We start from the raw sequence: 12,854 nt of genomic DNA, 5'->3' as shown, positions 1-12,854 counted from the left end.
GCCGATCCGGACCGTAACGCCGGCGTTACGCCGGTCCCTCGGCGCGGCGCCTCGTCCCTTATAATGCTGCGTTTCGACAGGCCTTCGACCCATCATGAACCCGCGTCTCGATTTGCTGCAGCCCTACCCGTTCGAGAAACTGAAGGCCCTGTTTGCGGGAATCCAGCCGAACGGCGCGCTGCGGCCGATCAGTTTCGGCATCGGCGAGCCCAAGCATCGGACCCCGCGCTTCATCCGCGATGCGCTGGCCGAGTCGCTTGGCGGGCTGGCGAATTATCCCACAACGGCCGGTTCCGAAGCCCTGCGCCAATGCATCGCCAGCTGGCTGGAGCGCCGCTACGGCCTGCCCCGTGTCGACCCCGCTAGCCAGGTGCTGCCGGTCACCGGCTCGCGCGAGGCGCTGTTCGCCTTTGCCCAGACCGTGGTCGACGGCACCCGCCCCGGCGCGCTGGTGCTGTGCCCGAACCCCTTCTATCAGATCTACGAGGGCGCCGCGCTGCTGGCCGGCGCGACGCCGGTGTTCGCCAACAGCGATCCGGCCCGCAATTTCGCCCCGGCATTCGACCGTATCCCCGATGAAGTCTGGCCGCGCGTGCAATTGGTCTATGTCTGCTCGCCCGGCAATCCGACCGGCGCGGTGCTGTCGCTGGACGACTGGCGCCAGCTGTTCGCGCTGTCGGACCGCCACGGCTTCGTGATCGCCTCCGACGAGTGCTACTCCGAGATCTATTTCGACGAGGGCAAGGCGCCGCTGGGCGCGCTGGAGGCGGCGCACCGTCTGGGCCGCGGCTTCGAGCGGCTGGTGATGTTCTCCAGCCTGTCCAAGCGCTCCAACGTGCCGGGCCTGCGCTCGGGCTTCGTCGCGGGCGACGCGGCGCTGCTGGGCCGCTTTCTGCTGTATCGCACCTATCATGGCGGCGCGATGAACCCGGCGGTGCAGAGCGCCAGCGTCGCGGCCTGGAACGACGAGGCGCATGTGCGCGAGAACCGTGCCGCCTATGTCGCCAAGTTCGCCGAGGTCACGCCGATGCTGGCCGAAGTGCTGGACGTCGCCCTGCCCGACGCGGGCTTCTACCTGTGGGCGGACGTCTCGCGCACGGGGCTGAGCGACACCGAGTTCGCCGCGCGGCTTTATGCCGAGCAGCACCTGACCGTGCTGCCCGGCAGCTATCTGGCGCGCGAGGCCGACGGCATCAATCCGGGCGCCAATCGCGTGCGGATGGCGCTGGTGGCGACGCCCGAGGAATGCCGCGAGGGTGCAGAGCGCATCCTCGCCTTCTGCCGGGGCCTGGCGGGCCGCGGCTGAACCGGCCGGAGCGCGGTTCGATCCCACGGTTCGGTCCCGGGATTCGCCGCCTTGGACCTGGAGTCGACCGCAATATCCACCCCAATATCGGCTGCCGACCGCCACCGCGCGGCGGCCGCGAATTCAACCACGACAACACGCGAAGAAACGCATATGACGCAAGCACTGCAAGCTCTGATCGACCAGGCCTGGGAAGACCGCGCCAGCCTGTCGCCCAAGTCCGCCCCGGCCGACATCCGCGAAGCGGTGGCCACGGTGATCGGCCAGCTCGACGCGGGCACGCTGCGCGTGGCCGAGAAGCAAGGCAAGGACTGGATCGTCAACCAGTGGGTCAAGAAGGCGGTGCTGCTGTCGTTCCGCCTGGAAGACAACGCGCCGATGGCCGCCGGCGGCTTCGCGCAGTTCTACGACAAGGTGCCGACCAAGTTCGCCGGCTGGTCGGCCGACGACTTCGCCAAGGGCGGCTTTCGCGTGGTGCCGCCGGCGGTCGCCCGCCGCGGCTCGTTCATCGCGAAGAATGCGGTGCTGATGCCCTCGTACGTCAACATCGGCGCCTATGTCGATGAAGGCACCATGGTCGATACCTGGGCGACCGTCGGTTCGTGCGCGCAGATCGGCAAGAACGTGCATCTGTCGGGCGGCGTCGGCATCGGCGGCGTGCTCGAGCCGCTGCAGGCCAACCCGGTCATCATCGAGGACAACTGCTTCATCGGCGCGCGCTCGGAAGTCGTCGAGGGCGTGATCGTCGAGGAGAACTCGGTGATCTCGATGGGCGTCTACCTGGGCCAGTCGACCAAGATCTACGATCGCGAAACCGGCGAGATCCACTACGGCCGCGTGCCGGCGGGCTCGGTGGTGGTGGCGGGCAACCTGCCGTCGAAGGACGGCAAGTACAGCCTCTACTGCGCGGTGATCGTCAAGAAGGTCGACGCGCAGACGCGCGCCAAGACCAGCCTGAACGACCTGCTGCGCGGCGACTGACGGCAGCGAGGTGGCGGCCCGCGTGCCGCCACCGCTGTCCGGTTCGCCGCAACCCGCGCCCCAACCCGCGTCCCAACCCGCGCCTCGCCCTCCTCGCCCCCGAGCGGCACAACGCGCCGGCTCTTACGTGAGGTGACCCGTGCCCTCCCTACGCAAGCGATTCATGGCCCTGGACCCCGCTACCGTCAGCACCGTGCTGTCCCTGCTGCCGACCATTCTCGAGCAGGCCAACAAGACCATCGAGAAGCTCAAGAAGAGCAAGCGCAAGGACGAGCCCGCCGACGGCGGCGACGGCACGCCCGCGGCCGATCCGCAGGAGCAGGCGCGCCAGCTCGCGGCGCGCGTCGCCGAGCTGGAAACGGCCGCGATGCAGCAGGCCGAGAACGTCAAGCTGCTGGCCGAACAACATGCGATCACGATCGACGCGCTGCGCAAGGAAGCGGCCCGGCTGGACCGCCGGCTGCGGCTGATGACCGGGGTGGCGATGGCCGGCTTCGCGCTGGGCCTGCCCGCGCTGGTGATCGCCATCAATCTGCTGCTGCGCTGAAGCGGGCGACGGCTCGCGCCATCGCGCCGCCATCGTCCTTTGCCGCCATCGCGCCTCGCGTCCCTCTCGCCAACGATTCATTCTTCATTCGCCATGACCGTCCAGCTCTACGGCATCCCGAACTGCGATACCGTCAAGAAAGCCCGCACCTGGCTCGAAGCCAACGGCGTCGACTACGCCTTCCACGATTTCAAGAAGCAGGGCGTCGACGAGACGATGCTGCGCCGCTGGCTCAAGCAGGTGCCGCTGTCGCTGCTGCTCAACCGCAAGGGCACCACCTGGCGCGCGCTGCCGGACGCCGACAAGGCCCTGGCCGAGGACGCCGATGGCGCGATCGCGCTGATGCAGCGCAGCCCCTCGCTGATCAAGCGGCCGGTGCTCGAGCATGACGGCGCGGTCGCGGTCGGCTTCGCCGCCGATCAGTACGCCGAACGTTTCCAGGGCTGAGCCCGCCGATTGCCGGCCTGCCGCCCCTTGCTTGCCGCTCGATTGCCGCTCGATTGCCGCTCGATTGCCGCTCGATTGCCGCTGGATTTCCGTTTGCTCGCCGCCAGTCCGAATGTCCGCTTAACCATCGCCGCCCCATGACCTCCAACGCCCCCGCAACGCCCGCCGCCAACCCGACGCTGGCGCTGACCGAAGACCTGATCCGCCGCCAGTCGGTGACCCCCGCCGACGAAGGCTGCCAGGCCGTGCTGCAGGCGCGGCTGTCCGCGCTCGGCTTCGCCTGCGAGTCGCTGGTCAGCGGCCCCGACGCGTTCCGCGTCACCAATCTGTGGGCCGTCAAGCGCGGCCGGCTGGGCACCGCCGGCAAGCTGCTGGCCTTCGCCGGCCACACCGACGTGGTGCCGACCGGCCCGCTGGAGCAATGGACCTCGCCGCCGTTCGAGCCGACCCATCGCGACGGCAAGCTGTACGGCCGCGGCGCCGCCGACATGAAGACCTCGATCGCGGGCTTCGTGGTGGCGATCGAGGAATTCCTGCAGGCCCATCCGGACCATGCCGGTTCGATCGCGCTCCTGATCACCAGCGACGAGGAAGGCCCGGCCCACGACGGCACCGTCAAGGTCGTACAGGCGCTGCAGGCGCGCGGCGAACGACTCGACTACTGCGTGGTCGGCGAGCCGACCTCGGTCGATACGCTCGGCGACATGGTCAAGAACGGCCGGCGCGGCTCCTTGTCCGGCAAGCTGACCGTCAAGGGCGTGCAGGGCCATATCGCCTATCCGCACCTGGCGCGCAACCCGATCCATCTGGCGGCGCCGGCGCTGACCGAACTGGTCGGCGAGCGCTGGGACGACGGCAACGAGTATTTCCCGCCGACCACCTGGCAGATGTCGAACATCCACGCGGGCACCGGCGCGACCAACGTGATCCCCGGCCACGTGACGATCGATTTCAACTTCCGCTTCTCGACGGCCAGCACGCCCGAGCAGCTGAAGGCCCGCGTGCACGCGATCCTCGATCGGCACGGGCTCGACTACCAGATCGACTGGACGCTGGGCGGCGAACCGTTCCTGACGCCGCGCGGCGACCTGTCCGAGGCGCTGGCCGCGGCGATCGCCGCCGAGACGGGCGTGCAGACCGAGCTGTCGACCACCGGCGGCACCTCGGACGGCCGCTTCATCGCCAAGCTGTGCCCGCAGGTGATCGAGTTCGGTCCGCCCAATGCCAGCATCCACAAGATCGACGAGCACGTCGAAGTGCGCTTCATCGAGCCGCTGAAGAACATCTATCGCGGCGTGCTGGAGCGGCTGATCGCCTGAGCGATCGTTCCTGACCGCACTGCCCTGATCGCGCCGCTCTTAGCACGTTGCGCAGACCGCGCCGCCGTTATCGCGCCGCCCCGACCGACCCCTGACCTCTGATTCGCCATGGCCACCGCCTCTCCCCTGTCCACCGTCCGCGACCTGCTGCGCCTGGCGGTGTCGCGCTTCACCCAGGCCGGCCTGTCGTTCGGCCACGGCACCGACAACGCCTACGACGAGGCGGTCTACCTGATCCTGCATACGCTGCATCTGCCGCTCGATACGCTGGACCCGTTCCTCGACGCGCGGCTGCTGCCCGACGAAATCGCCGCGGTGATGGAGGTGATCCGCCGCCGCGTCGACGAGCGCGTACCGGCGGCCTACATCACGCACGAGGCGTACATGCATGGGCAGCGCTTCTATGTCGACGAGCGCGTGATCGTGCCGCGCAGCTTCATCGGCGAGCTGCTGCAGGATGGACTGGCCCCGTGGGTCAGCGACATCGACGCGATCGGCCCGGTGCTGGAGCTGTGCACCGGCTCGGGCTGCCTGCCGATCCTGGCCGCGCAGGCCTGGCCGCACGCCTCCATCGATGCGGTCGACATCTCGGCCGATGCGCTGGAGGTGGCGCGCCGCAATGTCGCGGACTACGGCCTCGAGGACCGCATCCACCTCTATCACGGCGACCTGTACGCGCCGCTGCCGGCCGGTGCCACCTACGACGTGATCCTCAGCAATCCGCCTTATGTGAACGAAGGCGCCATGCAGCGTCTGCCGGCCGAATACCAGGCCGAGCCGCGCATCGCGCTGGCCGGCGGCGACGACGGCATGGACGTGGTGCGCCGGATCGTGGCCGGCGCACGCGCGCACCTGAACCCCGGCGGCGTGCTGGTGGTCGAGATCGGCAACGAGTTCGAGAATGTCGAGGCCGCCTTCCCCGACCTGGAACTGGTCTGGCTGACGGTCAGCGCGGGCGAGGAGCAGGTGTTCCTGCTGACGTACGAGGCGCTGCAGGCGGCGGGCCTGTAAGGACGGCCGCGGCGCCGGGGGCGGGACGCGCGAGCGCTGGCGCGCGGGGACGCAGGAGCGCGCGGGCGCGGGATCGCCGCGGCGCGCGGCTTATTGCCCGGCCGCCAGCGCCGCCGCCGCGGCCCGCACCGCGGTCGTGCACTGCTCCACGACCCCTTCGCGCCAGTCGTCGGCGTCGCCATAGAAGGCGCGCCACATGCCCTGGCGGATCAGCGCGCGCTGCGTGTTGTCGGCGTCGGGATGCAGATGCAGCCAGTGGTCGCCGCGCAGCGCCTGCAATACGTCGGGCAGCGGCAAGGTGCCGAATTCCAGCGCGATGCCGGCAAAGTCGATGCCGGGCAGCGTATCGGGAACGGCGTGCCAGGCCAGGCCGGTCAGGTTGGCCGAAGTCGACGAGCCGTCGTACATCGACGTCACGTGCTGGCCCCAGATCGCGCGGGTCCGCTCCAGCTGCGCCGCATCGTCCGGCCCCATGTAGATCGGCTCGCCATAGCCCCACGGGCCGAGCCCGGTATGGATGTCGATCCAGCGCAGGCCGGTCCGCCCCGCGCCGTAGCGCGCGAGGATGCGGCGCAGCGTGTAATTGCTCCAGGTCGCCACGCGCCCGCCATAGAACATGCCGTGCGGATCGTCGTACTGGCCCGCGCTGACGGCGGCCTGGTACCAGCTCATGCCGCGCTCGGCGATCGCGCGCGCCAGCGCGGCCTCGTCCTGCTCCGACGGCGGCCAGTGCGCCGGCAGCAGCAGCGGCGCGACCTCGGCATAGGCCGGGTTTTGCGGCAGCGGCCGCGTGAAATCCATGAAGTTGCGGTTCAGGTCGACGTTGTCCTCGTTGACCCGGCGCATGTGCGAGAAGCCGTAGGGGTTCACCGCATGCACCAGCAGCAGCGCCGCGCCGGCCTTGGCGCATTGCTGCAGCAGCGTGGCATCGTGCAGCAGCGCGATCTGCGCGCCCGAGCCGCAGAAGCCCTCGGCGCCGTGCATCGCGGAGGTGACCAGAATCAGATGGCGCGCATCGCGCGGGCCGATCCAGGCGACGTCCATCGCCAGCTCCTCGTCCTCGGCGCCGCGCCGCGTGGGATGCGCGAACGGCGTGGGCACGTCGCCGACGTTCTCGGCCGCGAGCCTGAACTTGGCGCGGGCTTCCTCGTAGCGGCTTGAAAAGCAATCGTGCAGCTGCATCGGCGGCTCTCCGGGGCGACCAGGATCGATGACCGCATTAAACGCCATTCCGCCGCCGCGCGCCAGCCGGTACAATCCCGTCCGCACAAGGTTGGATCGATCCAGCGCGGCCGGCGCGGCTTCCCAGGCCCGCCACGCGTCTCAGGTAACACCAGTCCCGATCTCCAGCCGGATTTCCCTCGCGCCCGTTCCGGGTCCCGCCTGATCCCTTCGTTCCCGACCGCCACATCGCGCGCCCGGCATGGATTGGCACGCCCATCCCGCCGGCCGGCTCGCGGTCCTTCATCCTGAGACTGTCAACATGATCGTGCGTTATTCCAAGATCGCCGCGGTATTGGCCATGGCCCTGTTCGCCTCGCTGGTGTCGTTCGGCAATATCACCGACTACGGCACCAACTTCGCCTTCGTCCAGCATGTGTTCCTGATGGACACGACCTTCCCCGGCAACGGCATCATGTACCGCGCCATCCGGTCGCCGGTACTGCATCACGCCGGCTATATCGGCATCATCGCGCTGGAAACCGCCACCGCGCTGCTGTGCTGGGCCGGCGGCATCGCGCTGTGGCGCGCGCGCCGGCAATCGCCGCGAGCCTTCCATCGCGCCAAGACCTGGGCGGTGGCCGGCCTGACGCTGGGTTTCCTGACCTGGCAGGTCGCCTTCATGTCGATCGGCGGCGAGTGGTTCGGCATGTGGATGTCGAAGGAATGGAACGGCGTGCCCGACGCGTTCCGCTTCTTCATCACGCTGCTGACGGTGCTGATCTACGTCAGCCTGCCGTACGACGATCTTGATCTGGCCGGCGATCGGTAGGCCGGCGGCGGCAAGCCGGCGTCGATGAGACACGCCGATAAGTTGCGCCGATAAGTCGGCGTGGATGGGTCGGCCTCGATAACAAGCACCGGCAAGTCCGTGCCGGCAAGTCATCCCTCCCAGTCGGCATCCCGGGCGCCCGCCGCGCGCCGCGGCGGCGCCTCCAGCTGCCAGGCGCGCGGATGCAGCGCCAGTCCGGCCGCTTCGCCCTGTGCGCGCGTCAGCGTCAGATGGCGCGCCAGCCAGTCCATCACCCCGCGCAGGAAGCGTTGCTGCTCGAGCCGCACGGCCTCGCGCAGCGCGCGTTCGAGCTGCACGTAGGCGGTGTAGACGTCGAGCAGATTGGCGCTCTTCAGCGTGGCCGGCGTCGACGGGCTGCGCTCGATCGCCAGCACGCGGCCGGCCTGCTGCGGCGTCAGCGCGCCGGTCTCGCGATAGGCCGCATACAGCGGCTCGAGCGGCGCGAAACGGACGCTGGGCTGCACGCGCGGCACGCCGGCCACCTTCTCCATGCGCAGCAGCAGATAGCGGACCGCGGCGGCATGCTGGCGGGCCTGTTCCCGCTCGCGGCTCGCGCCCGCGCCGCGCCGTGGCCGCGCCTCGTCGCGCCACGGTCCGGCGCCCGCGGCGCGGGCGGTGAAGTCGGGCACGCCGTCGAACGCGCCATGGCCGCCCAGCAGCCGCAGCGCGCAATCCGGCCCGAAGGCATGCTCGTGGCCGGCCGCGTCGCGCAGGATATAGGCGTGGCCCGAGCCGATGCCGTGGCCCTTCCTGCCAGCGGACGCGACGCCAGCGCCGACGCCAGCGCCGACACCGGTGCCAACGTCCGAGCCCGCGCAGCGCGTGCCCGGCTCGACGAAATCCTTGCGGACGGCGGTCCAGGCGGGGCGAAGGGTGGAAGCGGGCTCGAGGGGCATGCCTTGATTGGGGAACAGCGAAACGGCGAAGGACGGCGAAACCGCCACGAAACGACGGCGGGGCGCGCATTGTCGCGCGAAAACCCGCCGGACGCGATAGCCGCCGATGGCCCGGCAATCGCGGCGCAATCGCCGGGCGAAAGCCTGGCAAGCCCGGCGAACCTGGCAAGCCTGGCGAGCCTGGCGAGCCTGGCGAGCCTGGCGAGACGTTGGCGAGACGTTGGCTAGACGTTGGCGAGGGCCCCGCGACAGGCGCCCGACAGCCTCGCACCATGCCGCCCGCCGCCCCGGGCTAAAATGCGCCCTGCCCGGCCCCGTGCCGGGCTCGACTTTCCATAAAAGACTCTCGTGATCCGAATCGACCAGCTAGTACTCCAGCGCGGCACCAAGGTGCTGTTCGACCACACCAGCGTGACGCTGAACCCCGGCGAGCGCGTCGGCCTGGTCGGTGCCAACGGCAGCGGCAAATCGACGCTGTTCGCGCTGCTGCGCGGCGAATTGCATCCGGACGGCGGCGACGTCGCGGTGCCGGCGCAATGGCGCGTGGCCCATGTCGCGCAGGAAACGCCGGCGGTGGCGCGCAGCGCGCTGGAATACGTGATCGACGGCGACACCCGGCTGCGCGCGATCGAGCAGACCATCGCGGCCGCGCAGGCCAGCGGCGACGGCCATGCCGAGGCCGAGGCGCACGCGGCCTACGCGGACGCCGACGGCTACACCGCGGCCTCGCGCGCCGAGGCGCTGCTGCTGGGCCTGGGCTTCACGCTGGCGCAGGTCGGCCAGCCGGTGGCAGCCTTCTCCGGCGGCTGGCGCATGCGCCTGAACCTGGCGCAGGCGCTGATGTGCCCGTCCGATCTGCTGCTGCTCGACGAACCGACCAATCACCTGGACCTCGACGCGATCGTCTGGCTCGAAGACTGGCTGGCGCGCTATCCCGGCACGCTGGTGATGATCTCGCACGACCGCGAATTCCTCGACGCGATCTGCAACGTCACCGTTCATATCGAACAGCAGCAGCTGCGCCGCTACGGCGGCAACTACAGCCTGTTCGAGACGCTGCGGCTGCAGCAGATGGCGCAGCAGCAGGCCGCCTACGCGCGCCAGCAGAAGCAGATCGCGCATCTCGAATCGTTCATCACCCGCTTCAAGGCCAAGGCGACCAAGGCTCGCCAGGCGCAGAGCCGCGTCAAGGCGCTGGAGAAGATGGAACGGCTGGCGCCGGTGCACGCGGCGGCCGGCTTCTCGTTCGAATTCCGCGAGCCCGATGCCGCGCCCAATCCGATGATGGTGCTCGATGCCGTCGACTGCGGCTACGCGGGTCCGCCGCCGGTGACGATCCTGCGCGGCCTGACGCTGTCGATCCAGAACGGCCAGCGCATCGGCCTGCTGGGCGCCAACGGCCAGGGCAAATCGACACTGGTCAAGACGCTGGCGGGCACGCTGGCGGCGCTGGCCGGCACGCTGCGCCACGGCAAGGGCCTGCAGATCGGCTACTTCGCCCAGCACCAGCTGGAGACGCTGCGCGACCACGACTCGCCGCTGCAGCATCTGGCGCGGCTGGCGCCCGATACGCGCGAGCAGGAACTGCGCGACTTCCTCGGCAGCTTCAATTTCCGCGGCGACATGGCGACCTCGCCGATCGAACCGTTCTCGGGCGGCGAGAAGGCGCGGCTCGCGCTGGCGCTGATCGTCTGGCAGAAGCCGAACCTGCTGCTGCTCGACGAACCGACCAACCACCTGGATCTCGATACGCGCGAGGCGCTGACGATGGCGCTGGCGCAATTCGAGGGCACGCTGATCCTGGTCTCGCACGACCGGCATCTGCTGCGCGCCACCACCGACCAGTTCATGCTGGTGGCCGACGGCGGCCTGCAGCCCTTCGACGGCGACCTCGACGACTATCGCGACTGGCTGCTGCAGCAGGCCGCCGCCAAGCGCAACGCCGCGGCCGCGGCGCATCGCTCGGACGGAGCCCATGGCGGTGAAGGAAGCAACGGGGCCGACGCCGCGGTGCCGGCGCAGAATCGCCGCGACCAGCGCCGCGCCGAGGCGGACGAACGGCAGCGGCTGGCGCAGCTGCGCAAACCCTTGACCAAGGAACTGGAAAAGGTCGAGAAGCGGATGGCCGTGCTGCAAGAGGCCAAGAGCGAGATCGACGGCTTCATGGCCGACGAAGCCAGCTACGCGGAGGCCAACAAGGCCAGGCTGCTGGAGATGCTCAAGCGCCAGGGCGAGGTCGAGGGGGAACTGGCCACGCTGGAAGAGCGCTGGCTGGAGCTGCAGGAGCAGATCGAGCAGATCGCCTGAGGCGGGGCGGGCGGCTTCGCGCCGCTTGCCCTTCCCGCCCGCTTCTCCGCTTCCCTTCTCCGCTTCCCTTCTCCGCTTCCCGCCTCCGCTTTCCCGCTGCTGCTGCCCCGCGGTGGTTTCCACCGCCGTTTCCGACGGCCGTCTCCCCGCGCGGCGTTCCCGCAGCCCCGCCGCTTACTCCTGCAACGCCTCCTCGGCCGTCAGGAAGCCGCCGCTCTGGTGCGCCCACAGCCGGCTGTACAGGCCGCCGCGCTGCAGCAGCTCGCGGTGTGAGCCCTGCTCGACGATGCGGCCGCGATCGAGCACGACGATGCGGTCCATCGCCGCCAGCGTCGACAGCCGGTGCGCGATCGCCACCACGGTCTTGCCCTCCATCAGCCGGTACAGGCTCTGCTGGATCGCGATCTCGACCTCGCTGTCGAGCGCGCTGGTGGCCTCGTCCAGCAGCAGGATCGGCGCGTCCTTGAGCATCACGCGCGCGATCGCTATGCGCTGGCGCTGGCCGCCCGACAGCTTGACGCCGCGCTCGCCGACGTGGGCGTCGTAGCCGCGCCGCCCTTCCCGGTCGCTCAGCGTGTGGATGAAGTCCTCGGCCTCGGCCCGCCGCGCGGCGGCAATCATCTCGGCATCGCTGGCATCGGGCCGGCCGTAGACGATGTTGTCGCGCACCGAACGGTGCAGCAGCGAGGTGTCCTGCGTGACCATGCCGATCTGCGCGCGCAGGCTGTCCTGCGTCACGCCGGCGATATCCTGGCCGTCGATCAGGATGCGGCCCGATTCGACGTCATAGAAGCGCAGCAGCAGATTGACCAGCGTCGACTTGCCCGCGCCGGAGCGGCCCACCAGCCCGACCTTCTCGCCGGGGCGGATCGTCAGCGTGAAGTCGTCGAACACCGGCCGGCCGGAGCCGTAGGAGAAGCCGACGTGCTCGAAGCGGATTTCGCCGTGCGGCACCCGCAGCGGTACGGCATCGGGACGGTCCTCGATATGCCGGGGACGCGCCAGCGTCGACACGCCGTCGCGCACCGTGCCGATATGCTCGAACAGCTCGGCAATCTCCCACATCGCCCATTGCGAAATGCCGTTCAGGCGCATCGCCATCGCGGTCGCCGCCGCCACCGCGCCGATGCCGATCTGGCCGGCCGACCACAGGTACAGCGCCAGCCCCGTGGTGGCGACGATCAGCATCATGATCAGCGTGTGGTTGACGATCTCGAAGGCGCTGATCAGCCGCCCCTGCGCATAGACCGGCTGCATGAACTCCTGCATCGCGCTGCGCACGTAGCTGGCCTCGCGCCGCGAGTGCGAGAACAGCTTGACGGTGGCGATATTGGTGTACGCGTCGGTGACGCGCCCCGTCATCACCGAGCGCGCGTCGGCCTGATGCGCCGACACGCGCGCCAGCCGCGGCACGAAGTACCAGGACGCGCCGACATAGGCGACCACCCACAGCAGGAACGGCGCCAGCAGCCAGCCGTCGAAATTGGCCAGCACCACCGCCGCCGACACCAGGTAGATCACGATGTAGACGAGGATATCGGCCACCGTCATCACCGCGTCGCGCACGGCCAGCGCGGTCTGCATGACCTTGGTGGTGACGCGCCCGGCGAACTCGTCCTGGAAGAAGCCCATGCTCTGGTTGAGCATCAGCCGGTGGAAATTCCAGCGCAGCCGCATCGGGAAATTGCCGAACAGCGTCTGGAACTTCAGCATGCTCCAGACCGCGACCACGACGATGCTGGCCAGCACGATGCCGGCCAGCAGCAGCAGGCGGTCCGAATAGGTCGACCACAGCTCCTGCGGCTTGACCGCGGCGAGCCAGTCGACCAGGCGGCCCAGCATGCTGAACAGCACCGCCTCGAAGATGCCGATCGCCATCGCGCACAGCACCAGCAGCAGCAGATAACGCCGCACGCCCGCGGTGCAATCGACGATGAATGCGATCCAGTGCTGCGGGGGCGTATCGGGAAGCGAATCCGGGTAGTTGTGGATGCGCCTTTCAAACCAACGGAACACGGCCAGTTTC

The 12,854-nt window shown here is 69.4% G+C and carries 11 protein-coding genes; 8 read left to right on the top strand and 3 right to left on the bottom strand.

Annotated elements, in window-relative coordinates; genetic code table 11:
* Positions 1–94: 94 nt before the first annotated feature.
* The 6 genes from dapC to prmB all read left to right on the top strand — a co-directional run bounded on the left by dapC (position 95) and on the right by prmB (position 5,611).
* The gene (gene dapC, locus K7G19_RS20345) at positions 95–1,306 is read left to right on the top strand and encodes a succinyldiaminopimelate transaminase (protein WP_226108835.1); all 1,212 of its coding nucleotides are present in this window, start codon (positions 95–97) and stop codon (positions 1,304–1,306) included.
* Positions 1,307–1,459: 153 nt separating this feature from the next.
* A complete protein-coding gene (gene dapD, locus K7G19_RS20340; protein WP_149319041.1) occupies positions 1,460–2,287 on the top strand; it encodes a 2,3,4,5-tetrahydropyridine-2,6-dicarboxylate N-succinyltransferase in 828 nt (275 codons plus the stop codon).
* A 163-nt stretch (positions 2,288–2,450) separates the two neighbouring features.
* Positions 2,451–2,834 carry a hypothetical protein gene (locus K7G19_RS20335; RefSeq protein ID WP_187829248.1) on the top strand — a complete coding sequence of 128 codons (384 nt, stop codon included), beginning with the start codon at positions 2,451–2,453 and terminating at the stop codon, positions 2,832–2,834.
* 93 nt (positions 2,835–2,927) lie between these two features.
* Positions 2,928–3,281, top strand: coding sequence for an ArsC family reductase (locus tag K7G19_RS20330; RefSeq protein ID WP_149319043.1), 354 nt, complete (start codon positions 2,928–2,930; stop codon positions 3,279–3,281).
* 137 nt (positions 3,282–3,418) lie between these two features.
* Positions 3,419–4,600, top strand: a complete 1,182-nt coding sequence (gene dapE / locus K7G19_RS20325) for a succinyl-diaminopimelate desuccinylase (protein WP_226108833.1) — start codon at positions 3,419–3,421, stop codon at positions 4,598–4,600.
* Between the two features lie 108 nt (positions 4,601–4,708).
* A complete protein-coding gene (prmB, locus tag K7G19_RS20320) occupies positions 4,709–5,611 on the top strand; it encodes a 50S ribosomal protein L3 N(5)-glutamine methyltransferase (protein ID WP_226108831.1) in 903 nt (300 codons plus the stop codon).
* A 90-nt stretch (positions 5,612–5,701) separates the two neighbouring features.
* Here the strand turns inward: prmB and K7G19_RS20315 are convergent, their stop codons facing one another.
* Entirely contained in the window at positions 5,702–6,793 is a 1,092-nt protein-coding gene (locus K7G19_RS20315; RefSeq protein ID WP_149319046.1) for a M14 family metallopeptidase, read from the bottom strand.
* 301 nt (positions 6,794–7,094) lie between these two features.
* On the opposite strand from K7G19_RS20315, the gene K7G19_RS20310 reads away from it, so the two are divergent.
* On the top strand, positions 7,095–7,604 hold the full coding sequence (locus K7G19_RS20310) for a DUF2165 family protein (protein ID WP_149319047.1): 510 nt from the start codon (positions 7,095–7,097) through the stop codon (positions 7,602–7,604).
* 110 nt (positions 7,605–7,714) lie between these two features.
* Here K7G19_RS20310 and K7G19_RS20305 read toward each other — a convergent pair whose 3' ends face one another.
* Positions 7,715–8,521: a hypothetical protein gene (locus K7G19_RS20305; protein ID WP_226108829.1), complete on the bottom strand. Its 807-nt coding sequence runs from the start codon at positions 8,519–8,521 to the stop codon at positions 7,715–7,717.
* Between the two features lie 348 nt (positions 8,522–8,869).
* Between K7G19_RS20305 and K7G19_RS20300 the strand changes: the two genes are divergently transcribed.
* A complete protein-coding gene (locus tag K7G19_RS20300) occupies positions 8,870–10,828 on the top strand; it encodes an ATP-binding cassette domain-containing protein (RefSeq protein ID WP_226108827.1) in 1,959 nt (652 codons plus the stop codon).
* A 174-nt stretch (positions 10,829–11,002) separates the two neighbouring features.
* Here the strand turns inward: K7G19_RS20300 and K7G19_RS20295 are convergent, their stop codons facing one another.
* Positions 11,003–12,844 (bottom strand): ABC transporter ATP-binding protein, encoded by a 1,842-nt coding sequence (locus K7G19_RS20295; protein ID WP_150083698.1) that lies wholly within the window; start codon positions 12,842–12,844, stop codon positions 11,003–11,005.
* Between the last annotated feature and the right edge of the window lie 10 nt (positions 12,845–12,854).

Origin of the sequence: Cupriavidus sp. DB3 (genome assembly GCF_020418465.1) — a bacterium.
GTDB classification, from domain to species: Bacteria; Pseudomonadota; Gammaproteobacteria; order Burkholderiales; family Burkholderiaceae; genus Cupriavidus; species Cupriavidus cauae.
Note: the sequence above shows the minus strand (reverse complement) of the source record. Positions and strands in the feature narration are given on the sequence as shown.

Coding starts and splice junctions, on each gene's coding strand:
- dapC (WP_226108835.1), top strand. CDS start 95: ATGAACCCGCGTCTCGATTTGCTGCAGCCCTACCCGTTCGAGAAACTG.
- dapD (WP_149319041.1), top strand. CDS start 1,460: ATGACGCAAGCACTGCAAGCTCTGATCGACCAGGCCTGGGAAGACCGC.
- K7G19_RS20335 (WP_187829248.1), top strand. CDS start 2,451: ATGGCCCTGGACCCCGCTACCGTCAGCACCGTGCTGTCCCTGCTGCCG.
- K7G19_RS20330 (WP_149319043.1), top strand. CDS start 2,928: ATGACCGTCCAGCTCTACGGCATCCCGAACTGCGATACCGTCAAGAAA.
- dapE (WP_226108833.1), top strand. CDS start 3,419: ATGACCTCCAACGCCCCCGCAACGCCCGCCGCCAACCCGACGCTGGCG.
- prmB (WP_226108831.1), top strand. CDS start 4,709: ATGGCCACCGCCTCTCCCCTGTCCACCGTCCGCGACCTGCTGCGCCTG.
- K7G19_RS20315 (WP_149319046.1), bottom strand. CDS start 6,793: ATGCAGCTGCACGATTGCTTTTCAAGCCGCTACGAGGAAGCCCGCGCC.
- K7G19_RS20310 (WP_149319047.1), top strand. CDS start 7,095: ATGATCGTGCGTTATTCCAAGATCGCCGCGGTATTGGCCATGGCCCTG.
- K7G19_RS20305 (WP_226108829.1), bottom strand. CDS start 8,521: ATGCCCCTCGAGCCCGCTTCCACCCTTCGCCCCGCCTGGACCGCCGTC.